Source organism: Streptosporangium sp. NPDC050284 (assembly GCF_044459525.1).
Lineage (GTDB): Bacteria > Actinomycetota > Actinomycetes > Streptosporangiales > Streptosporangiaceae > Streptosporangium.
On sequence record NZ_JBITIZ010000001.1, the window covers coordinates 50,324 to 73,260 of the forward strand.

Below are 22,937 nucleotides of genomic sequence, written 5' to 3' on the forward strand. Positions count from 1 at the left end.
GCCTTCGCGTACTCGCGCGCGGAGTGGGTGTTGACCGAGAGAGCGACGACGATCTGGGGGCTTCGCGTACTCGCGTGCGCGGAGTGGGTCAGCGCGCGAAGTGGAAGGCCTCGGGGCGCGGGGTTTTGGTGAGACGGCGGTAGGCGGTCGCACTGCCCGGCCAGTTGCCGGTGACCCTGCCCGAGGCGTTCTTGTACCAGCTCGTGCAGCCCGCCTGCCAGACCATGCCCTCCATGTCCCGGTCGAGGTTCTGCCGCCAGGTGTCCATCGCCTCCGGCCTCACCTCCATCGGCCCGCGTGAGGCCAGCTGCGGCAGGCAGCCCATGATGTACCGGACCTGGCATTCGAGCATGAAGACGATCGAGGTGTGACCGAGGTTGGTGTTGGGGCCGTACAGCAGGAACAGGTTGGGGAAGTGCGGCACGGCGATGCCCAGGTACGCCTCGGCGCCTTCCTTCCACTCCTCGGCCAGCCGCCGCCCGTCGCGTCCGGTGACCTCGATCGTGCTCAGAAACTCCGAGGTCTCGAAGCCGGTCGCGTAGACGATCGCGTCGGCCTCGCGGACTCCGGCGACGGTCTCCACGCCGCCGGGGACGATCCGGGTGATCCGGTCGGTGACGACGTCCACGTTGGGGCGGGTCAGCGCGGGATAGAAGTCGCTGTCGATGACGACCCGCTTGCAGCCGAGCGGGTAGGAAGGGGTCAGCTTGGCCCGTAGCACCGGGTCGGAGACCTGCTCGTGCAGGTGCCCGAGGGCATACTTGCGCACCAGGTCCGTGCTCCAGCCCCCGGCCAGGGCCGGGTAGAGGATGTGCTCCGCGTACCGGTAGACCCACTCGCGGTAGGCACGCTGCAGGAACGGCGCGAGGCGGAAGGCCGTCCGCACGCGCGGGCTGAAGTCGGTGCCCTGCTTGGGAAGCACCCAGTTGGGGGTTCGCTGGAAGAGGTCCAGGTGCCCGGCCACCTCGGCCACCTTCGGGACGAACTGCGCCGCCGACGACCCGTTCCCGATCACGGCGACTCGTCTGCCCGCCAGGTCGACGGAGTGGTTCCAGCGCGCGGAGTGGAAGGCCGCTCCATTGAATGTCGATATTCCCGGAATATCGGGCAACTGGGGCCGGTTCAGCTGCCCTATCGCCGACACCACCACGTCGAACACCTCCTCCCCAGCGGGCGTACGGACCCGCCATTTGCCCAGCGACTCGTCGAAGGCAGCGGAGACGACCGCGGTGTTCAGCCGGATACGGGAACGCAGGCCGTACTTGTCGGCACACCCCCGCAGGTAACCCAGGATCTCCGGCTGCCCGGCATAGCGGCGCGTCCGGCTGGAGTATCTCTCGAAGGAGAAGGAGTAGAGATGCGAGTGGGTGTCGCAGCCCGCCCCCGGATAGGTGTTGTCGCGCCAGGTCCCCCCGACGTCGGACCCCTTCTCGAAGATCGTGTACGAGCGGATGCCGGCCTTCTCCAACTGGATGGCCATACACAGGCCGCCGAATCCGGCACCGATGATCGCGACATTAGGCCCCATGCGCACGCCCTCCGGGTGTGAGTGTTCACTGACGCTAGGCGATGCCCCCGAAGCCGTGGAAGCCGCCGGGGCAATCACTGGGGAAATCCCGAGGTGGCCGTTGGCAGGCCACCGGGGGCCTGGAGCTCCAGGGGGAGACCTGACCGTTGGAGAGGGCCGATATTCTGCGCACGTGCCTACGCTTGCCGACATCGTCACAGAGCTGGAGTCCCGCTACGACCCGAGATGGGCCGAGTCGTGGGATGCGGTCGGGCTCGTCTGCGGGGATCCCGCCGCCGAGGTGCGCAAGATCCTGTTCGCGGTCGACCCGGTCGCCGCCGTCGCCGAGGAGGCCCTCGACTGGGGCGCCGACCTCGTCGTCACCCACCATCCGCTCTACCTGCGCGGCACCACGAGTGTCGCGGCGACCACCTCCAAGGGCCGCCTGATCCACACGCTGATCAAGAACGACATCGGGCTCTTCACCGCCCACACCAACGCCGACGTCGCCGACCCCGGAGTCTCCGACGCACTCGCCCGCGCCGTTGGCCTGACCGGCCCGCTCGTCCCCCTCAGCCCCGCCGCCGACGACCCCCGGCGCGGACTGGGCCGCGTCGGCTCGCTGCCAGAGCCCGTCCCCCTCGCCGAATTCGCCAGGCAGGCCGCCCGCGGGCTCCCCGCCACGGTGGGCGGCCTGCGGGTCGCCGGAGATCCCGACCGCGCCGTCCAGCGGATCGCGGTCAGCGGCGGAGCCGGAGACTCCCTGCTCGGGACGGCCCGCGCCGCCGGGGTGGACGTCTTCCTCACCGCCGATCTGCGCCACCACCCGGCCAGCGAGTTCATGGAGAACTCCGGTGGCCCCGCGCTGATCGACGCGGCCCACTGGGCCACCGAATGGCCCTGGCTCGCCGACGCGGCACACCATCTCGCGTCCGCGTCGGCCGCCAGGGGGATTACTGTTGAGACGCGCGTATCCGAGACGGTCACGGACGCCTGGAACACAACAGCAAAGTGCGAGGATTTCACGTGAAAGCAGCTCCTGCGGCCCAGAAACGTCTGCTTGACCTGGCCGAACTCGACTCCGCCCTCGACCGGCTGGCCCATCGCCGCCGCACCCTTCCCGAGCTGGCCCAGATCGACGAGCTCTCCGGGCGCATCGCCCGCATCGCGACCCAGGTGATCGCCGCCGAGACCGAGTCCGGCGACCTCGCCCGCGAGCAGAGCAAGGCCGAGGCCGACGTCGACTCGGTCCGCACCCGCGCCGAGCGCGACCAGAAGCGCCTCGACTCCGGCCAGGTCTCCTCGCCCAAGGACCTGGCCAGCCTCCAGTCCGAGATCGTCTCCCTGAAGCGCAGGCAGGACGATCTGGAGGAGGTCGTGCTGGAGATCATGGAGCGCCGCGAGTCGGCCGACGAGCGGGTCACCAAGCTCGTGGCCGAGCGCGACGAGCTCGCCGGCACCCGCGGCTCCGCCGAGGACCGCAGGGACGCCGCCTTCGCCGAGATCGACAAGGAGAAGGGCGAGCTCCAGGGCAAGCGCACCGAGGTCGCCGGCGACATCCCGGCCGACCTGCTCGCCCTCTACGAGAAGCTCAGGGAGCAGTTCGGGGTGGGCGCCGCGATGCTCCAGGGAGCCCGCTGCCTCGGCTGCCGTACGAGCCTGTCCATCGCCGAGATCAACCGCATCAAGGCCGCCTCCCACGAAGAGGTCATCCGCTGCGAGGAGTGCCGCCGGATCCTCGTCCGTACCGCCGAGTCCGGCCTGTGAGTCCTGTGACCTCGTACGTCATCGAGGCGGACGGCGGCTCGCGGGGCAACCCGGGCCCGGCCGGCTACGGTGCCGTCGTCAAGGACGCCGCCGACGGCCAGGCGCTGGTCGAGACCGCCGAGTCGATCGGCACCCAGACCAACAACGTCGCCGAGTACCGCGGGCTCATCGCGGGCCTGACCTCCCTCCTCGCCCTCGCCGGCGACGGCGCGAAGGTCGAGGTCCGGATGGACTCCAAGCTGGTCATCGAGCAGATGGCCGGCCGGTGGAAGATCAAGAACGAGGGCCTGCGTCCCCTCGCCCTGGAGGCCGCGGCCCTCGCCAGACGTCTCAGGGTGACCTGGCGCTGGATCCCCCGCGAGAAGAACAAGGACGCCGACCGCCTCGCCAACGAGGCGATGGACGCCGCGGCCAAGGGCCGCCCCTGGCGCCTCTCGGCCTCTTCTGGCGCGGGAGCACCCGGAGGTCGGCCCCCTGTCGGTGAAGCGCCTGGCGGCAGGGGAGTCTCCAGCACGGGAGTTCCCGGTGGCCGGGCCTCCGAGACGGAAGCATCCGGCGGCCGACTCCCCGGAACGCGGGACCGGTCGGCGGAGGCGTCGGAGGCGTCGGCGCGGGCGGCCCGGACGGGAGAGCCGGCCGAGGCGGACCGTACGGCGCAGGCGACTCTGACGATCGCTCCCCCCGGTTCGAGCACCGGCTGGCGCCCGCCCACCTCCACCGCGACCTCGCTGTACCTGCTCCGGCACGGTGAGACGCCGCTCTCCATCGAACGGAGGTTCTCCGGGCTCGGAGACCCCGAGCTCACACCCAACGGCATCGCCCAGGCCGAGGCCGCCGCGGTCAAACTGGCCGGGAAGCCGTACGACATCCAGGTGATCGTCAGCTCGCCGCTCAAGCGCGCCCGCGCCACCGCGGAGATCGTCGCGGCGAGGACGGGACTTGAGGTCGTCGTCGAGGAAGGGCTGCGGGAGGCCGACTTCGGCGCCTGGGAAGGCTACACGTTCACCGAGATCCAGCGCCGCTGGCCCGACGAACTCGCCGCGTGGCTGGCGGACCCGTCCGCCGCGCCGCCGGGTGGGGAGAGTTTCGGGGTGGCGGCGCGGCGGGTCCAGGCGATCGGGGACCTGCTGATAGAGCGCTACGAGGGAAGGACGGTCCTCGCCGTCTCCCACGTCACGCCGATCAAGATGCTGCTGCAGTCCGCGCTGCTCGCTCCCCTCGGCGCGCTGTACCGCATGCATCTCGACCTGTCAGCTTTGTCCCTGATCGAGTATTACGCCGACGGCCCGGCGGTGGTGAAGGCGTTCAACGACACCTCGCACCTACGCTGAACCGTCGGTCTCACCTCCACGGACGACCGTGAAGGCGATGAGACCCCCGCCTCGGCGGTCTCACGTCCACGAAAGGCCGCAGGGGTGGTGAACCCCATCCACTAAAGGCCGCGGGGATGCTGAAATCCCCGCGCAGGCGGCTCACGTCCATGACAGGCCCCGGCCGCGGAGGCGGTGAAACATTCGCCCTCCGCGGCGGCCGGAACCCTCACGGCGTGCGAAACCGGCTGCCCCGCCGGTCGTCGGTGCTCTCATCGGTTCCCCCGGTGCTCGTCCGTCCCGTCTCGCTTGATCCATATTCCAGCGCACGCGACTTGCCGCTCGGTTGGAGTCCACTTGGGAGCCGTTAGGCTTGGATCACGGCGGACGAGCCGGCCGGGCGGCCGCGTCGGGTCTCTTACGAGGCCCGCCGAGGAAGGTCCGGGCTCCACAGAGCAGGGTGGTCGGTAACGCCGACCCGGGGTGACCCGCGGGAAAGTGCCACAGAGAACAGACCGCCTCGTCGCAGGACGAGGTAAGGGTGAAACGGTGGTGTAAGAGACCACCAGCGCCCACGGTGACGTGGGCGGCTCGGTAAACCCCACCTGGAGCAAGGTCAAGAAGGGGCGCTCTTCGGAGCGTCCCGCGCGCGACGCCTGAGGGCTGCTCGCCCGAGTCGCGCGGGTAGACCGCTTGAGGCCGACGGCAACGTCGGTCCTAGATGGATGGTCGCCCCTTCACACACGTGAAGGACAAAACCCGGCCTACAGGCCGACTCGTCCGCCCTTAAGCCGCTGACCTGGCATGGAGCATCCGTCAGGCAAGATCAGGGCACATTTAGGGCACATTCGCCCGAGAGATCACGAAGACGCCCCCGGCCCCGCTTGGTTCACGAGACGAACCCGTTTGGTCGAAACGGACCGAGGGCGAGGAATCTCCGCACCTGCTTAAGTAGTAGGCCCTCGAACCGCCACGGGCGTCGGAGGAAATCTTCGCCGGCGGGATCGTCTGCTGCCGCGTTCTTCGGCAACATCTCGATGCTCTCAACGTCGGCCGAGTTCAGTGCGTAGCGTGCGGGTGCGGTAACACTTTCCGTGCTGGTCTTTCAAGGACGGATAATGACTTTTTCTAGATCATATAGAGCCGTTCCGTGTAGAGGTTGATCCGTCGCAAGACACTCTTCTGCCGGCGGTTTCACGCTTGTTTCGGGCCACTGCGATATTCGAATTCGATCTGTCCGGATCTCTTTCATCGAGAAAACCTCAACGCCTCCCAAGGCCAGAAGTATATCGCGATGCCCGTACTACTAGCTCTACGAATCCGGTACCCATATCATGGAAATATTGACAGCAAAAGTGTTGCGTTAGGAGAATGGTGAAAGGCTGGGTGACGGTTGGAAGCCCAGATACTCGGGCCGCTGAGTATCAGCGACGGCCATAGAACGATTCCCGTGAACTCCGGCCGTCAGCGCGCGCTACTGGCCGCACTCTTGGCAAAACCGAACCAGCCTCTGTCGGTGGAACACCTGATCGAGGTCCTCTGGGGCAGATACCCTCCGGAAAACGCCAGAGTAGCTCTGCGCACCTATGTGATGCGGCTGCGTCAAGCACTGGGCGACGAACTGGGCGGCAGGATCGTGACCCGACCGCAGGGCTACCAGATCAGAGCCGAGGTGCATGAGGTAGACCTGCTGATGTTTCAACGGCACGCGATGAACGCGAGGTCCGCTGTACGGGAGGGCAACTGGAGGGCGGCCGCAGGCGAGCTGCAGCGAGCGCTTGCGCTTTGGTCTGGCGAGCCATTCACCGAGGTGCCGTCCGCGAGCCTTCGGGAGCGCGAGCTGCCCTACCTCGAGCAGCTTCATCAGCGAACTCTGGAGCTGCATTACGAGGCCCAGCTCGCGCTCGGGCATCACGATGACATCGTGTTGGAGCTCGAGCGCGCTGTCGAGTCACATCCGTTCCGTGAGCGGTTCTGGGCTCAGTTGATGACGGCCCTCTACCGCAGTAGGCGTAAGGGTGACGCTCTCGCCGCCTTCCAGAGGATTCGCCGCGAGCTCATCAAGGAGCTGGGAAGCGAGCCGGGGCTCGAACTGCAGCAACTGCATCTGGCGATACTCAAGAACGACGAAACCCTGGTCGTGCCGCAAGCCGGTGAAGAACCAGAAGCCCGGCAGCAGGCGATCGAGTCGCCCGCGATGGTACCCCGACAGCTGCCCGCAGCCCCGTATCACTTCACAGGACGAGTCGACGGGCTAGGAGTACTCAACCAAGTACTGAGTCAGACGCAGCGAGGGGACAGGACGGCTGCCTCCATCGTGGTGATCAGCGGCATCGGGGGCATCGGCAAGACTGCTTTGGCCGTGCACTGGGCACATCAAGTGGCAGATCTGTTCCCTGACGGCCAGCTCTTCCTCAACCTCCGAGGCTTCGAGACCTCGGGCAATCCGATCGAGCCGGAGACCGCGCTCCGGTCCATGCTCAACGCGCTCCGCGTTCCGGAAAGTCAAATCCCGGTACAGCTCGAGGCGCAGGCGGCCCTGTTCCGAAGTGCGCTCGCGGGCAAACGGGTGCTGTTGATTCTCGACAACGTCGGGGACACCGAGCAGGTACTTCCCCTGATCCCCGCTTCGTCCGGCTGCCTGACCGTCATTTCCAGCCGCAACCAGCTGACCGGCCTCCTGGTCAGTACCGGCGCCAAGTCGATCAGGTTGGGACCGTTGCGGATGGACGAGACGGCCAAGTTGATCGAGGAATTCGTCGGGGACGAGCGGGTCAAGGCTGAGCCCGAGGCGATATCCACGATGGTCGCGATGTCAGAGTGCATTCCGCTTGCGGCCAGCATCCTGGCCTCGATGACCCTCAGCCAGCCGTCTTTGCGACTCGCGGACTTCGTAGAGATGTTCGAGGAGACGCTGAGCCCGCTGGACCGGTTGGAAACCGGCGACACCGCGACCAGCATGCGATCCCTGCTCCACGGCTCCTACCGGCACCTGACCGACGATGGACGTAGGCTGTTGCGCTTCTTCGGCCTCCATCATGGAAATCAGGTGACCACTGCGGCGGCGGCCACTCTCGCCGGGATGTCCCTGGCGAGCACGCAAAAAGCTCTCACCAACCTCGCGAGAAACCACCTGGTGGAGAATGTGAGACCGGGGCAGTACTCGATGCACGACCTGGTCCACAGCTTCGCCGCGGAGGTCGTGAACCAGGAGGAGCTGGAGGCCGACCGACGGTTGGCCTCCAACCGTGTGCTGGATTACTACCTCCACAACGTCCACCGAGCTGTGGGACTGCTCATGCCCACCCGCCGCCTCACCCCGCTGCCCACCCTGCAGCACGGAGTGCTCACGACCCATTTCCAAACGGTGGCCGAGGCTGAAGCTTGGTTCGAGGACAACCGAGGCTCGATCATTGCAGCACTTCTCAAGGCGCAGGACGACGGCCTCCCCAACCACACGTGGCGGATCGTCGAGGGGCTCGCTCCCTTCCTGGAACCGCTCGGTCACTGGCACGACTGGTATCGGGTGGCCAAGAACACGGTCGATGCGACATGTGCCCTTGGAGATCCGTACGCTGAGGCCATCGCTCGGCTGGAGTTCGGGAGTGCCGCCGACTTGCTGGATCCCGCAGGCGAAGGCGCCGAGCCGGAACTGGTCCGCGCGCTCGCCCTGTTCGAAGAGATCGGCGACATCGGCGGACAGGCCAGGACCCATCACCGTCTCAGCCTGTACAGCGGTAGACGTCACCGTAAGCACGAGTGCCGGCACCACGCCGAGCGGGCATTCGATCTGCACGCCAAGGACGACAACCCGGTCGGGCAGGCCGAGGCGCGCAATGCGTTGGGTTGGTACTTCGCGTCGTTCGGCGATTACGACACGGCTGTGTCGGCCTGCCGCGAGGCATTGACCCTCAATCGCGAATCCGGAAACCTGGCCGGCGAGGCCGACGTATGGGACAGCCTCGCCTACGCGTACCAGAGCAGCGGCGACCTTGACGCGGCTGAGGAGTGCTATCGGCAGGTGATTCTCCTGGACGAGCAACTTCCCCGGCTTGGGCACCGCTATAACCAGGCCGAGACCTTGAGCAGGTACGGCGACCTTAGACAAGAGCTTGGGGATACGGTCGGGGCGCTGCAGCTCTGGCGCAAGGCCCAGGAACTCCTGGACAAGTAAGTCCTAAGGCTGAGAACGGGTAGGGCGAGTCACCGTAACCATCGCCCAGGCCTTGCTCGGCATCCGCTCCGAAACCCGTCGGCCGCGTTTCCTGCCCCCGCCGTGCTCGGCCGGTGAACGTCACCTACTTCTTGCCGAAGGCATACCAGGCGGGGATGAGGGCCAGCACGGAGATCGCGCCCATGATGATCCAGGCAGGCTGGCCGAGGTTGCTCCAAAGGACGACGCCGACAGCGGGGCCGACAGCGGTTCCGATACCGAACATCGCGTGGGTGGCACCCTGATAGCGCCCCCTGCTCTCAGGGGGGGCGGCGAGGGCGGGGTAGGCGAACATCGACGGCCCCTGGATGATCTCGGCGAGTGTCCAGAGCAGGGTGCCGATGACGAACACCGCCAGTCCGCCAGGCAGCGCGTATACGGCCATACCGGCGCCCAGCAAGAAGAAGCCGACCGTCACCACCTGTCGCATCCGCCACGTCCGGACGATCTTGGTCATCAACAGCTCGAAACAGATCACAATCGCACCGTTGATCGCGAGCATGACTCCGTACCAGAAGGTGTCGAAGCCCGCCTCGCGGATGGCAAGCGGAAGGGTGCTCATGTACTGGATGTACACCGCCGAGTTGAGCATCACAGCGACCAAGAAGGCGACGAAGCGGCGGTCACGCAGGACCACCAGGTACCCACCTGTCTGACTGACAGGGGTGGCAACCGATACGACGGTTCTGCGCGGCAAGGCCACCAGGACGACCACGGCGTAACAGAGGGCGGCGGCCGCCTCACCGTAGAACAGCAGATCGTAGGAGACCGCGGCCAGTGCCGCTCCGAGCAGCGGAGCGGCGGTGGTGCCCAGATTGAGCGCCAGCCGGTACATCGCGGTGATCATCACCTGCTGGTCGCCCGGGATCAGCGCGGCGATGTATGCGGAGGCTGCCGGTCGGTAGACCTGGCTGATCATCCCGACCAGGGCCACCGCCGCCAGTATCCCCGCGTACCAGCGGATGTGCAGCACGGCGACGAGAAGTACGGCAGTTCCCACCATTCCCAAAACGATGGTCATCCGGGCGCCGATGCGGTCGGCCAGCGTGCCGCCGGCCAGCACGCCCAGAACGGAGCCGGCACCGTAGACGCCCAGTGCTATCCCTCCTTGGACCCCTGTGAAACCACGGGTGGTCATGAAAAGGATGAGGAAGACCTGGACGAACGAACCCAGCTTGTTGACCAGAACACCGAAGAGAAGCGCCTTCACGGCGAACGGCGCCTCGGTGAAGGTCGCGATTACACCGGCTTTCTCGGCGTGGGTCTGAGGGGGGTGGGTGGTCACCGAACCTCCGTCCTTTCCCTGATCTGCAGTGCTTTGGCCGCCTGGTCGAGGGCGGCCACGCACTCTTGCTCGGTCGGGGCGACCGCGGTGGCGTACGCGATCCGGCCCATCAGCAGGCCGCGCGGTGGTGGGGAGACGATGGCGCCGGGCATGACGACGGCGACTGCTCGGTCGATTTCGGCCGGCAGCGCCGCAGCGTCGAACTTCACGCTGTCGATAACGGTGTCGTCATGCTCGGGATAGAAGAACCGGATCGCCGCCACCAGGTCGTGTCGCACCTCGAGCGCCGGCTCGGCGCCGCTGGCCAGCGCGGCGATGGCCAGGCCGGGGTCGATCCCTGAGGCGGCCATCCCGAGATAAGGGATCATGTCACCCCCGAGCCGGGCGTTCACCTCGATGATCTTCAGGATCGGGTGGAGTTTCAGCTCGGCGTGAGTCCAGCCGTGGGTGAAGCCGAGCGCGGTGTGGGTGTCCTGGAGCAAGGTGAGGAAAGCGGGGTCGCGCAGCAGCGGGTCATGGTTCGTGACCACATGGCCGGTCTCCTCGAAGTAGGGCGGGTAGCCGGTCTGTTTGCGGCCGATGAACAGCGGTGTCACGCGCCCGCCGACGACTACGGAGTCCACGCTCACTTCGGGTCCGGCGAGATACTCTTCAACCAGGACTGACTGGTCGAACTCGGGCATATGTGCCACGGTTGCCTGGTCCGCGAAGGCGAAGGATTCGGACATCTTCTCGGCGGAGCGCACCAGCGACACGCCATAACTGGCCGCTGCGGCCCGGGGCTTGACCACCACTGGATAGCCGATGTTCTCGGCCGCGGCCAAGGCCTCTTCGACGGTCCCGGCCAGAGCGAACTTCGGCTGTGCGAGCCCGGCCAGGGCGGAGCGGCCCTGGTATTTGTCGCGGCAGCGCCACACCGCCTCGGCAGGAGTATGTGGAAGGCCGAGGCGCTCGGCGACGCACGCTGCCTGGTGGACCCGGGATTCGTCCCAGCAGATCACGCCACTGACCGGCTCACGCGCATTCAGCTCGGCGGCCGCCACGGCGAGTGTGTCGGTGTCGGTCGCCGTGACGACGGTGCTGCCGACCAGGTAAGGATCTTCCCAGGTGGTCGGGGTCAACGTGAACAGATGAATCCGGTAGCGGGTACTGATGCTCGCCAGTAGGTACTCACGGTAATTCTGAAGGCCCGTCACGATCAGGATGAGCAGGGGCCGTTTTCCTTGGGCGTGAATGGTGACTCTCCAGGGGATGATCGGCTGCTAAGTGAATAATCATCCCGTGTCATCCGTATCACGCAGGTATCGCCAGTGGTCGTCGGTAGCGGCTGGTCCTGCGGTCCTGGTGAAGCGGAGCCGCTGCCGTCCTGTACTGATCTGGTGCGCCATCGGCGCGATACTGCTGCGTTACACCACGGAGGGATGTTGTTCACCCAGCAAAGATTCAGGACGGGTGGACAGTGATCCTCACGGGTGCCGAGATTCAGCGGGAGTGGGCGAACGGTCGTATCACCATCGACCCCTTCACTCCCGAGCAGGTGAATCCGAACAGCTACAACTTCCGGCTCGGTCGGACGCTATGCGTTTATCGGAACATGCCATTGGATGCTCGGCACGGCAACGAGTGCGACGAGATTGAGATTCCCGACGAAGGATATGTCCTTGAGCCTGGCCGGCTGTATCTTGCGCATACGATCGAGGTCCTGGGCAGCGAGCATTATGCGCCGACCTTCGCCGCACGCTCATCGGTGGCAAGGCTAGGGCTGTTCATCAACCTGTCGGCGAGTCTGGGCGACATCGGGTACAAGGGCCAATGGACGCTCCAGCTTTACTCCATGAACGCGGTCCGGGTCTATCCGGGTATCAACATCGGTCAGATGATGTGGTGGCGACCGCAGGGAGACATCGAACTCTACGACGGCAAGTACCAGGGCGCGACCGGACCCCGAAGCAGCGACATCCACAAGGACTTCCACAAGCAGTTCGCCCGGCAGCGCTTCCCCGGCCTGGGGGCGAGCGTCGACCCCGCTGGGACAGGACCGAAGTTCGCCGCTCTGGCGGCGAACAGTCGCCGTTTCCGAGTCCCTAACGCGTTCTGCATCTCAGCCGAGGAGTTCGACGGAGCGCTCGGTGACGACCAGCGCCGCGGGTTGGCCGCAGTCTTCAATGACCTTCGAGCCACGGTGGGAGCATTCCTCACGGACTCCCTGATGGACATCCACAAGATCGTGTCCGGGGTGCACCTGACCGAACAGGCCCGGCAATTGCTGGCAATCCGGATCGCCGACATGTTCGGCGACGACGAGAGCGTCGAGTTCGCCGTCCGCTCCTCCGGCCTCGACGAGGACACAGCCGGCTCGAGCCTGGCCGGGATCCATACCACGGTCCTGGGGGTAAAGGGCGTTGACGCGGTGGTCCAGGCGGTCGAGCAGTGCTGGCGCTCCTACTACGAGGCCTCGGCTGTGGCGGCCCGGATCCGCGCGGGCGACTTCTCCCATGCACCCAGGCTGGCCGTCATCGTCCAGAGGATGATCCGACCTGAGCTGGCCGGGGTCGCCTTCTCCGACCCCGAGGACGGGGTCGTGATCGAATATGTCGAAGGCTTGGCCGACTCTCTGGTCGCCGGGGTTGCCGTGCCGGTCCTTGCCAAATCGGCTGAGCTCACCGGTGATGTCCCTGCGCTGGCCGAGGTCGTGCGGTTGGTACAGGGGCTCCGCGCGGCCGAGGGCTATGACGTGGACGTCGAGTGGGCCGCCGACGTCGACGGGGTGCACCTCATCCAGGTCCGGCCACAGACCGCTGCGTCCCGGCAGAACACCTGCCATGACGAGCCGGTCGCCGATGCCTACAGACTCTACTTCGACGAGATACCCGCCTCCGTCGATCTCGGTGAGGTCTCCGCGATCTATGGCGGCTATGCGGCCAAGCGTGGGCCGGCGCACAGGCTGGCCGTCGAACGCGGTGTCGGTGTCGGCCACGGCTGGGTCGTCCACTTCAACGGGCGCGGCCTGTGCGCTGCGGAGACCGGTGGTCGACTGCGTGAGGTCATCGACGAGGGTTACGCCGACGAGTGCGTATTGGACTTCGGTGACACCCTCCGGCAGATCGTGGTGCACAAGGCGGAACTTCTCGGCCGACTCGCCGAGACCACCGGAGCAGGACCGGAGTCCACCCGGCTGCACACAGTGATCGTTCGGGACTACCTTCGGGGCGATCTGGGAATCATCTCCCGGCGCGTCGGCGACGACTTCATCGTCGAGTACACCCCCGAGGGTCTCATGGCACTCAATCGCGGCACCTCGGGCGCCGCGGCGGTGATGATACGTGACGGACGGATCGACCCGGCCGACAGCCCGATCAACGCCCATGTAGGCGAGCTCACCGAGTTCACCGGGGCCATGAGTGACCGGTACGGACCGATGACTCTTGAGTGGGTGCGACAGTCGGGGAAGCTGTTCTTCGTCGATTACTCGCTGTTGGGCGGGGACGCCCTGAACTCCGCCGACGCGCGTGTGATCTCGGCGGGAACCGCCGCTGGGCCGCTGCTCGATCTGGACGAAGACGAAGTGCTCAGCCGGCTGTCGATCGGGCCGGCAGTCAGTGTCGACAGGTCGCAGGACCTGTCCGGTCACGAAGGGCTCGCGGAGATCATCGCGCGAGTCCGGGCCTGCTCGGAGCCACCGATCGTCCGGGCCTCTCGCCCGTACGCCGTGCTCTCGGTCCTTATCGGTGACGTCGCAGGGTTCGTCTTCGATCAGGGCTCCACCCTTGGCCACCTGGCCATCCTGCTGCGGGAGGCCCGTCTGCCGGCGGTGGCGGCCCAGGGTCTGCCCAGCGAAGGACATGTAGTGATCAGCGGTGGGACCGTCACTGTGACCGGCGGAAAGTGACTGAACATGACAGAGAACAACTGCTGGCTGGTCCTGGGCGGATTGCACGTCCTTAACGGAACAGCTCCGCTGCGCGCGGACGAGCCGCTCATCCTGATTCCACTGAAGCTGCAGGCCCCGGGCAACACCCTCGTGCTGCGCTGGTCCGACCTCGGCCCGGTCGAGCTGATCGCCGGTGACCGCCGGGTCAGATCTGAGGGGGTCGCCCTGTTCCCCGGCATGCGGCCGAGCCAGGAGGTCCGGAGCCTGCTGGGAGACGGCCCGATCGTCCCACTGTTCTACCTGAGCGACACCGGCGACGGGCTGCACGTGTACTCCCAGATCCGATTCCTTGAGGAAGACGCGTGCTTCATCCGGATCACCCCGAGTCCGCTGGCCGAACCTGCCGATTCGCTGCGCTGGCTGCCCGAGGCGGCCCGGCTCCACGGCGAGCAGGCGCTGTTCCTCAACAACCACCAGCGGTACTACCGCAAGTGCTTCGCCGGCCAGGAGCTCGAGTACAAGTACACACTCACTCCCCCAGTGGACATATGGACCGCCAACCTGGACCTCTATCGGAGCCTGCTGGCGGGCGACCTGCCCGGCTACGTCATGGAGTACCGCGATGAGTTCCAAGCGTGGGACTACCTGAACCACCTGTACGAGGTCACCGCGCCCGAGGCAGAGCTGGGATACGTCTCCTTCATCCCCACTACCGACGGCAAGCACCTGGTCAAGCGCAAGTGGTACGCCGAGGACTCCTTCGAGCGCAGGGAGAGCCACACCTACGGTGTCGAGGTCGAGCATTTCGGCGACTACATCACCGACGTGCTAGGCGTTGAGGCGGTCCGGCTCCCCTCTTTCCGTCGGGTCCGTTACGACGTCAACTTCGAGTCCGTGACCACCGGACACGTATACGGGATCTTCTTCGACCACTGCAGCCTTTTGGACGCCCCCGACGTCGTCCTGCACCAGTGCGAACTGGAGTACCTGCGCAGCCGTACCGCAATCGCTGCGGACGAGGCCGCTGTCCTGGATGAGATAGCAGAGATCGCACAGTGGCTGGAAGGGTTCCTTCGCGCCCGCGGCCTGAACGACCAGCGTGGCTTCTACTCAAAGAGGACCTTCCTGAAGGACTCCGTGTCCGCCCGCCCCGAGCTGGCCCAGGGGGTGCGCTGAGGTGGGCACGATCCTGCTCGACCTGGAAGGAACGCTTTACGCCAAGGGTGAGCCCATCCCGGGCGCGACGGCAGCGGTCGCCGCGCTGCGTGAGCAAGGCCACGTGCTGCGGTTCCTGACCAACACCGACTCCAAACCTCTGGTCCGAGTCGCCGCAGACCTGGAGGGCTTCGGGTTGAGGATCCGGCAGGAGGAACTGTTCACCCCGGTGGTCGCAGCTCAACGGCTGCTCGAGGCGGCTGGAGGTAACGCTTATCTGGTCGTTGCCGAGGCTCTGCGTACCGAGTTCAAAGCCGTGGCCTGCGCTCCCTGCACGCATGTGCTGGTGGGGGACTGCCGCGACACCCTGGACTACAGCCTTCTCGACGGAGCGTTCCGCGCGCTCCGCGCGGGAGCGCAGTTGGTGGCGCTGCAGCGCGGCCGCTATTTCAAGCGCGCAGACGGCGATCACCTTGACACCGGGGCGGTCGTCGCCGCGCTGGAGTACGCCGCGGGCTGTCAGGCCGTCGTCGTCGGCAAGCCGTCGGCCGAGTTCTTCACCCTGGCCGCTGATTCGGCCGGGACCCCGGTCACCGGTTGCGTCGTCGTCGGGGACGACGCCACCACCGACATCGCCGGAGGCCGCGCCGCCGGGGCTGTCACCGTCCAGGTACGGACCGGTAAGTTCGCCGATCAACAAGCCGAAGGGCTGACCGGTGGTGCTTCGCACACCATCGACTCGATCGTGGACCTGCCCGATCTGTTGACCGGGCCGCGATGACGGTCTACTGGGTGGTCTGGGATGCCGCAGCGGCCTGGATCGTCGACCGGCTGGAGGCCGAGGGGTCGCTGCCGGCGGTACGGAGGCTGCGGGCAACGGGGAGCTTCGCCGCTGCGAGGCCACCGCGCCCCAACTGTCAGACCCCACCCTCCCTCGCGACTCTCTTCACGGGGACAGGGACGGAGCGGCACGGCGTGACCGGCTTTCCCGTTCCGGACCGGGACGGGCCGGTCACCGGGATGAGCTCGGGTTTTGGGCCGAAATTCCCGCTGGTGCCGCCGGTCTGGGCGGAGCTCGGTCTGCGGGCGGCCTTCGTGCACGTCCCATGGGTGTTCGACGCCGATGGTGCCGTGGCGCCTTGGGTCGACGCCGCTGTCGAGGCTTTCAGCAGGCGAATCGCCCGTCCTGGCCATCTGCGGGTCCCCACCGGAGCGAAGGTGCAATGGCAGGGGCACAGGCTTGAAGCTGTGCCGGGCGGGCTGCTGTTCGACGGCCGACTGGTGCGCTCGGCCGAGGGGTGGGTCGAGCGCCGGTTCTCTGACGGTCTCGGCACCTGGGTTCGTTGTCTGGAGCAGCCGGGCGGCGATCGGTTGTTCGCCCATACCGGCCTCTACCACGCCCGTTTTGCGGGAGCGGACCTGGCTCTGGTCGAGGCGATGCGCACCGCTCCGGTCTTCGCCGGGGAGAGTATCGGTCCCTCCTACCGGACCGGGACGTTCGGTCCCCGTCTGGTCGAAGGGGGCGATGGCGCGGCGGAGGAGGTCTTTCTCTCTGCGGTCCAGTGCGCGGCGCGGGCGTTCACCGGGGCGGCAGAGCGGACGCTGGCCGGCCATGAAGCCGATCTCGTCGTTCTTTATCTTCCGATCACCGACGATGTCGGGCACGAGTTCATCGGCTGGTGCGACGAGCGCAGCGGGATGTTCCGCCCAGAAAGCGCCGCTGTCCTGTGGGAGCTCGTGCGCCAGGTCTACGGCTGGGCCGATCAGTTCCTCGGGCGGGTGCTGGACCGAGCCGACCAGAACGACACCGTGATCCTGACCGCCGACCACGGCATCGTGGGATGCGCGAAACTGGTCCACCTCAACGAGCCCTTGATCGAGGCGGGACTGGCCGCGTGGGACGCGGCGGGTGCCCTGGACCCGGCCCGGTCCAGCGTGGTCTACCACCCTGCCAACAACGGCTCGCTCTGCGTCAACACCCTGGACCGCCCTTACGGGGTCGTCTCACCGCAAGAGGCCGGACCTGCCATGGCCAGGGCGATGGCTGTGCTCCAGGAGGTGATCGACCCCGACTCCGGCCGGCCGGTCGTCGCCCGGTTCCTGGACCGGCATGGCGTGCCGCTGTCGGACGGAGCCGTTCCTTCGGTCGTCTTCGTCGAGTTGCACCACGACTACCAGCCGACCGCCGCGCCGGCCGGGGCCGGTCCTGTGGTGCGGCCGGCGGCCAAGCCGGGTGCCCACGTGGTCAACACCGGCGATGACCGGCTACTGGCCACCTTCGCGGCTGCGGGCCCCGGCATCAAGGCCCGCTGTCACCTGGGCGAAGTCGATAACACGTTCGCGGCTCAGTTGGTGCGACGGCGATTTCTCAGCTCCCTCCAGAAAGTCGACTCATGAATCTCTCCACGACGCGGCTGGCCGAGCAGAGGCACACCAACGTCACAACCTTCCTGCGGAGCAGGCAGCTGGATCCGGCGGCGCTCGGCGCGCTCATGACTGAGCGGGTCGGCCCCGGGCAGCTCCTGATCACCAGCTCGCCGGTGCACGGTCTCGCCAACGCGACCAGCGACCTGGACTTCATTCGAATCCAGGACGAACCCCTGGAAGGTGCCCGGATCTCCACCAAGATCTTCGAGTGGGGTGAACATCTGGAGGTCGTCTCATTCTCCGCCGCGGAGCTGGCTGCCAACCTCAAGGAGCTCACAGACCTGGCCATTCGTCCCCCAGAAGAGATCGTCAAGGCCTTCCGGAGCTGGGACAAGCATCGGGAACCTCGGCGCAAACAGACCGAGCGCATCATCAATGGCTTGACTCTCGATGGGCAGATGCCTTACATCGCCGCGCTGCCGGCACTGGCGGCCGTGTGGAGCCGGGCGGCACTGCAGAGCTCGATCGAGCAGGCGGTTCATCTCGCCCTGGCCGAAGCCGCCGGCGAGCTGCGCGGCCGGGTCGGCTACGCGATCAACACGCTCCTGTTCCTGATGGACGCGATCCTCTCCCACCACGGTGACGTCTACACCACCCGGAAGTGGTATCTGCTCAGGTGGGCCCGGCTCGTCGCAGAGCAGGGCTGGGCGGATGCCTCGTTCGCCGCGCTCGGTGCGGAGGTGGAGCGGCTGCGTGTGACAGTGGCCTCCGTCCTGACCCGGCCGGATGCCCGGATCGCCGCCGACTACCTCGCCTTGGTGAGGGAGGCGGCAGCCCTCACCGCGCAGACCCGTTCGGTCAGTGTCGCCTTCGACCCGGCCGATCGCGCGGACCGGTACGCCTTCCTGCCCGGCGCGGAGCTGCTGCTGACGTCGGACGGTGCAATGCCTGCTTCCGGCCGGGCTCCGGCTGGACCGTGCGCCCTCACCGAGTTGAGGGACGTTCCCGGACGCGAAGCCGGAGTGCTGCTGCGCGCCCTGCGGGGTGGCGCCTTGGCCCAGCGGATCGACTACACCGGAGGAACGAGCGCATGAACGCAGCGGACATACCGGTTTTCCCCCAGGTCAGGGCCGGGCACGCGCGGCCCGTCACGGCGGCGGTAGAGGCCTGGATCCAGGCCGCCTGGCTGATGCTGGCCGAGGGCCGCTCCTATATCGAGGACATCGAGGGCGGGACTGACCAGCCGCAGATGCAGAGTGCCGTCAAGCTGCGACTGCTGGAGCAACTCGTCGACGTGGACAACCGGCTCGCCGGACGAGTCCCGGTGGCCGACGCGCACTGCCTCGCGCTCGGACTGGAGTACGGGCTGCAGGAGGTCGCGCAGGCCACCGGGACCGACCTCATCGAGATCTTCGCCCTGGCGGAGGAGTTCGGCGGCCCCGGCTCCCATGACGAGATCTTCGTGTTCTGGGAGCGGCTGCTTGAAGCCTTCCCCGGCGAGCTGCCTGACCGTCTGATCGCGCAGGGACAGCGCGACATGCTGGTGACCCTGCGCTCTTGGGCTGCGCTCTCCCGTGCGGCCGGTCTTGACATCGGCTTCCTCACTCCGTTCATGAAGGAGTCGTGATGCCTCAGATTTCCGCTACGGCCTTTGTCCCCGCGTCGGCGGCCGAACTCCACCAGATCGTCCGGGAGGGTACCGGCCTGCCGGCGCTCGCGCCTCATGTGCTCGAGGTCGAGCCGCAACCGGACGGGACGGCCCGTTGGAGCGTCCTGCTCAACGGAAGCCGGGTGGGCTGGACTCAGCGGGAGGCCACTGTCTCAGGCCAACGGCTGGTCTTCGCACAGACCCAGGGCGACTTCGACTCCTTGGTCGTGACGTGGACGTTCGCTCCGGACTGCGCCGGCACCCGGGTCGGACTGAGCATCGCTTTTCATCTCGGGATCGACGGGCTGGCCCCGCTGCTGGACCCCATCTGGGCGCAGTCGCTACGCGCTCACGCAAACCTCCTGCTGTCCGCCCTCGCCTCGGCCAAGGAACCCCACGACCATGATTGACCTCGACTTCCTGAACACCGTGATCCGGCTTGAGATCTCACCCGACGCCGAACCCGCCTTCCAGCCGATCCGCCGCTTCTTCCGGCATCTGCTGGGGCCGGTCTCGGACCGGCCGGCCACGTTCACGATCAAGGTGGATGCGTACGATCCCGAAGCCGACGTTGACCGGCAGATCTGGGACACCGAGCAGTCTGTGATCCGCCGCAGCAACGCGGCGGAGTTCAACTTCGACGCCCATGTGGTGGAGGAGGGCGACCGCCGCCTCTACGTCAACCGCACCACGGTGGTGGACGTCCCGAAGGACGCCCGGTCGGACGGGCTGTTCCGGCTGCGGATCACCGCGGGCTCCGCCATCCAGGTCATCGACTTCCTGCGTGATCTGGTCATCCGGAACGAAGAGGACCTCGGCACCGTGGTTCTGCATGCCTCCGGGCTGGTCCGAGGCAGTGAAGCCGTGATCATCGCCGGGGCGAAGGGCGCGGGTAAAACGACGACCATGCTGTCGGCGCTGCGCCGTCCCGGTTGGTCGTACTTCAGCGGTGACAAGGTGTTCTGCCGCCGCGTCGGCGAGACGATCGAGGTCTACCCGTGGCGCGACTACCCGTACGTCGGTGTCGGCACCATCCGAGCCGACGCCCGGCTGGAACGGCTGGTCCGCGAACAGGTGGACCCCGGAATCGATGATCGGGCCGCGACCGACAAACTGCTCATCGACCCGGACCTTTTCGAGGGCTGGCTGGGGGTCGAGTTCTCGGCACAGCCGCGGCGGCTCGCAGCGATCCTGTTGCCCGAGGTGTGCCCCGGCGAGCCGCTCACCACCTGGCAGCTGCGGTCGGAGGCCGAGCGCTGGGCCCACCTTAACAAGATCGTTGACCGCCAGGTGGACACCACGTTCTTCACCTGGCAGTCCCACCTGGTACCGGACTACTGCGCGTTCTACCGATCGCTCGCCGATCTTCGTGAGGTTCTTCCGTCGGTGGCGATGATCCGACTGCGTGGCACCCTCGATGTGGACCCTGACCGGGTACTGCGCGGCGGAGGCCTTCGGATCGCCGTGATCGGCCTGGCGGGCAGCGGGAAGTCGACGACCGCGTCCCTGCTGGAGGAAGCAGCGACCGCCGCAGGCCTGAGCCACGCCAGGGTCAAACTGGCGAAGCCCTTGTACGACCTGCAGGACTCGGTGTACGTGACCGCGGGCCGGACAGTGGGCGCCGGAGCGCAAGACCAGATCCTGATGGAGGACCTGGCCGACAACCTACGCCGGATCAACCCGCGCGCTTTCATCGATGACTTCACGGTCAGGCTGAGTGCCGTCGACGCGGACGTGATCGTCAATGACGACTTGCGCGACCCGCAGGTGGACGCCGTCGCCCTACGTGCCCTGGGCTTCCGGGTGTTGCGGGTTCGCTGCGATGAGGACCTGCGGCAGGAGCGATTGGCCAAACGGGGGGACCCGACACGCGCCGATCGCTCGACCAGCCGGCTGGACGAGATCGAGGCGGACCTGGAGCTGGACAACAGCGGTGATCTGGACGGGCATCGTGCCGCCGTGCACGACCTCCTGAAGGGCTGGCTGTGATCCTCACCGGCGCGCAGATCCTGGCCGAGGTCGAGGTCGGCCGTATCCACATCGATGACTTCGACGCCGAAAGGCTTGAGCCCAACAGCTACGGCTTCCGGCTGGCGGAGGACATCCTGACCTACGAGAAGAAGGTCATCGACTGCTACGAACTGCCGGAGGCGGTGCACACCACCATGGGCTCGGACGGGACGGTTCTCGAACCCGGCCGGCTCTACCTCGGTAGCACGATGGAGGCGATGGGCAGCCCTCACCACGCGGCCACGCTCTACGCCTGCCGGTCGGCCTCGACTCTTGGCATCTGGATCCAGTACTCGGCGCCGCTGGGACACAGCGGCGCGGTCTTCCCCTGGACGCTTGAGATCAAGGTCGCCCACCCCGTCCGGGTCTACCCCGGAATGATCATCGGAAAGCTTGCCTTCTGGACGATGCAGGGTTCCGCGATCAACTACGACGGCAGGTACACCGGATCTTCCTCGGCTGTGGCCTCTCGGTTCAGCCTCGATTTCCGGAGACCGTAGTGAGCATCACCGACGGTGACCTGTTCGGCATCCTGGCGGCGTTGGCGATCCTGCTGGGCTCAGCCAACCTGTTCGGGCGGGTGTTCAAACGGTTCCGTCAACCCCCGGTGATCGGGGAGATCCTCGGCGGCCTCCTGCTTGGGCCGACGCTCTTCGGCCTGTTCGCCCCTGAAGCACAGGCATGGCTGTTTCCCCGGACCGGAGTGGTCGCCGGCGGGCTCGGCCTGGTCAGTCAGATCGGAATGCTGCTGCTGATGTTCCTTGCCGGTGCGGAGATGAGGACGGTGTTCTCTCGCCGCGACGGCCGAACGGTCGGCATGATCGCAGTAGCCGGGATAGTGGTACCTCTGGCCGGGGGCGTGCTGTTCACGTGGTTCCTGGACGGCTCCGGACTCATCGGCCCGGCAAACAACAGCATCGCGTTGGGGCTGGTGCTGATCAGCTCGCTCGCGGTCACCAGCATTCCCGTGATCGCCCGGATCATGCTCGATCTGGGCATCATGCAAACGGCATTCGCACGAGTTGTTCTGTCGGTCGCGGTGCTGGAGGACATCGTGCTGAATGTCCTGCTCGCCGTCGCGCTCGGCATGGTGAGTCATGCGAAGCAGGACGCATTCGGCCTGTCCACGGTCTTGCAGCTTTCCTCCACCACCGAGTCGATCGTTTACCACACGCTTGCCTCGATGGGATTCCTGCTGCTGGTGTACGGGGTCAGCAAGGTACGTCGGCCGGCTCGCCGGCTCGTGTCCGACCGCGCCGCCGACCAGGTGGCGATCCGGGTCGTGCTCACGCTGGGCGTGGCCGCTTCATGTGTACTGCTCGGGCTGGCGCCGATCTTCGGTGCGTTCGCGGTCGGACTGCTGACGGACCTGCCTCGCACAGGATCGGAATCCATGATGGCGATCCGCTCCTTCGCCTCCGGGTTCTTCATTCCCATCTACTTCGCGATAGTCGGCCTCAAGCTCGATCTGGTGCACGGGTTCGCCCTGTGGTTCACCATCGGGTTCATCCTGCTCGCCTGCACACTGAAGATCGCTGGGGTCTTTGCCGGGGCGCGGCTGGCCGGGAGCCCCGCACAGAACGCGATCAACCTGGCGGTCGCGATGAACGCGCGCGGCGGCCCGGGGATCGTCATGGCGACACTCGCCTTTGACGCGGGGATCGTCAGCCAGCAGTTGTTCACCACCTTGATACTCACCGCGATCGCCACCTCACTTCTCGCCGGCTCCTGGCTTGAGCGTGCGCTGGCTCGGGGGCAGCTCATGCCCAAGGCCGCAGAGTCTCCGGCCCTGCCCTGATGTCAT

At 66.7% G+C, this 22,937-nt stretch carries 17 protein-coding genes and 1 other RNA gene; 15 read left to right on the forward strand and 3 right to left on the reverse strand.

Annotation, left to right across the window (positions count from 1 at the left end):
• Window positions 1-88 precede the first annotated feature (88 nt).
• Window positions 89-1,528 (reverse strand): NAD(P)/FAD-dependent oxidoreductase, encoded by a 1,440-nt coding sequence (locus tag ACIBH4_RS00195; protein ID WP_362768316.1) that lies wholly within the window; start codon window positions 1,526-1,528, stop codon window positions 89-91.
• A 172-nt stretch (window positions 1,529-1,700) separates the two neighbouring features.
• On the opposite strand from ACIBH4_RS00195, the gene ACIBH4_RS00200 reads away from it, so the two are divergent.
• From ACIBH4_RS00200 to ACIBH4_RS00220, 5 genes are all read left to right on the forward strand, one after another.
• On the forward strand, window positions 1,701-2,537 hold the full coding sequence (locus ACIBH4_RS00200) for a Nif3-like dinuclear metal center hexameric protein (RefSeq protein ID WP_362768313.1): 837 nt from the start codon (window positions 1,701-1,703) through the stop codon (window positions 2,535-2,537).
• Window positions 2,534-3,274, forward strand: a complete 741-nt coding sequence (locus ACIBH4_RS00205; RefSeq protein WP_362509105.1) for a C4-type zinc ribbon domain-containing protein — start codon at window positions 2,534-2,536, stop codon at window positions 3,272-3,274. Before ACIBH4_RS00200 ends, ACIBH4_RS00205 begins: the two co-directional genes overlap by 4 nt.
• A 5-nt stretch (window positions 3,275-3,279) precedes the next feature.
• Window positions 3,280-4,605: a bifunctional RNase H/acid phosphatase gene (locus ACIBH4_RS00210; protein WP_399171406.1), complete on the forward strand. Its 1,326-nt coding sequence runs from the start codon at window positions 3,280-3,282 to the stop codon at window positions 4,603-4,605.
• 367 nt (window positions 4,606-4,972) lie between these two features.
• An RNA gene (gene rnpB, locus ACIBH4_RS00215) (RNase P RNA component class A) lies at window positions 4,973-5,367 on the forward strand.
• A gap of 667 nt (window positions 5,368-6,034) precedes the next feature.
• On the forward strand, window positions 6,035-8,758 hold the full coding sequence (locus ACIBH4_RS00220; RefSeq protein ID WP_362509099.1) for a BTAD domain-containing putative transcriptional regulator: 2,724 nt from the start codon (window positions 6,035-6,037) through the stop codon (window positions 8,756-8,758).
• A 124-nt stretch (window positions 8,759-8,882) separates the two neighbouring features.
• Here the strand turns inward: ACIBH4_RS00220 and ACIBH4_RS00225 are convergent, their stop codons facing one another.
• Together ACIBH4_RS00225 and ACIBH4_RS00230 are read right to left on the reverse strand one after the other, a co-directional pair.
• Window positions 8,883-10,082, reverse strand: a complete 1,200-nt coding sequence (locus ACIBH4_RS00225) for an MFS transporter (RefSeq protein ID WP_362509097.1) — start codon at window positions 10,080-10,082, stop codon at window positions 8,883-8,885.
• Complete coding sequence (locus ACIBH4_RS00230) at window positions 10,079-11,278, reverse strand: ATP-grasp domain-containing protein (RefSeq protein ID WP_362768310.1); 1,200 nt, start codon at window positions 11,276-11,278, stop codon at window positions 10,079-10,081. The genes ACIBH4_RS00225 and ACIBH4_RS00230 overlap by 4 nt, the downstream gene beginning before the upstream one ends.
• A 263-nt stretch (window positions 11,279-11,541) precedes the next feature.
• Between ACIBH4_RS00230 and ACIBH4_RS00235 the strand changes: the two genes are divergently transcribed.
• Genes ACIBH4_RS00235 through ACIBH4_RS00280 form a run of 10 tightly spaced genes read left to right on the forward strand, consistent with a single transcriptional unit; the run spans window position 11,542 to window position 22,931 of the window.
• Entirely contained in the window at window positions 11,542-13,971 is a 2,430-nt protein-coding gene (locus ACIBH4_RS00235; protein WP_362509091.1) for a dCTP deaminase domain-containing protein, read from the forward strand.
• 6 nt (window positions 13,972-13,977) lie between these two features.
• Window positions 13,978-15,129: a hypothetical protein gene (locus ACIBH4_RS00240; RefSeq protein ID WP_362768307.1), complete on the forward strand. Its 1,152-nt coding sequence runs from the start codon at window positions 13,978-13,980 to the stop codon at window positions 15,127-15,129.
• A gap of 1 nt (window position 15,130) precedes the next feature.
• Window positions 15,131-15,889, forward strand: coding sequence for an HAD hydrolase-like protein (locus ACIBH4_RS00245; RefSeq protein WP_362509085.1), 759 nt, complete (start codon window positions 15,131-15,133; stop codon window positions 15,887-15,889).
• Entirely contained in the window at window positions 15,886-17,505 is a 1,620-nt protein-coding gene (locus ACIBH4_RS00250) for an alkaline phosphatase family protein (RefSeq protein WP_362768304.1), read from the forward strand. The genes ACIBH4_RS00245 and ACIBH4_RS00250 overlap by 4 nt, the downstream gene beginning before the upstream one ends.
• Window positions 17,502-18,569 carry a DUF6001 family protein gene (locus tag ACIBH4_RS00255; RefSeq protein WP_362768301.1) on the forward strand — a complete coding sequence of 356 codons (1,068 nt, stop codon included), beginning with the start codon at window positions 17,502-17,504 and terminating at the stop codon, window positions 18,567-18,569. Before ACIBH4_RS00250 ends, ACIBH4_RS00255 begins: the two co-directional genes overlap by 4 nt.
• Window positions 18,566-19,102, forward strand: coding sequence for a DUF6031 family protein (locus ACIBH4_RS00260; RefSeq protein ID WP_362509077.1), 537 nt, complete (start codon window positions 18,566-18,568; stop codon window positions 19,100-19,102). Before ACIBH4_RS00255 ends, ACIBH4_RS00260 begins: the two co-directional genes overlap by 4 nt.
• Window positions 19,102-19,533, forward strand: a complete 432-nt coding sequence (locus tag ACIBH4_RS00265) for an SRPBCC family protein (RefSeq protein ID WP_362768298.1) — start codon at window positions 19,102-19,104, stop codon at window positions 19,531-19,533. The genes ACIBH4_RS00260 and ACIBH4_RS00265 overlap by 1 nt, the downstream gene beginning before the upstream one ends.
• A complete protein-coding gene (locus ACIBH4_RS00270; RefSeq protein ID WP_362768295.1) occupies window positions 19,526-21,112 on the forward strand; it encodes an AAA family ATPase in 1,587 nt (528 codons plus the stop codon). The genes ACIBH4_RS00265 and ACIBH4_RS00270 overlap by 8 nt, the downstream gene beginning before the upstream one ends.
• Complete coding sequence (locus tag ACIBH4_RS00275; RefSeq protein WP_362509069.1) at window positions 21,109-21,633, forward strand: dCTP deaminase domain-containing protein; 525 nt, start codon at window positions 21,109-21,111, stop codon at window positions 21,631-21,633. The genes ACIBH4_RS00270 and ACIBH4_RS00275 overlap by 4 nt, the downstream gene beginning before the upstream one ends.
• Entirely contained in the window at window positions 21,633-22,931 is a 1,299-nt protein-coding gene (locus tag ACIBH4_RS00280) for a cation:proton antiporter (RefSeq protein WP_362768292.1), read from the forward strand. The genes ACIBH4_RS00275 and ACIBH4_RS00280 overlap by 1 nt, the downstream gene beginning before the upstream one ends.
• Window positions 22,932-22,937: the final 6 nt, after the last annotated feature.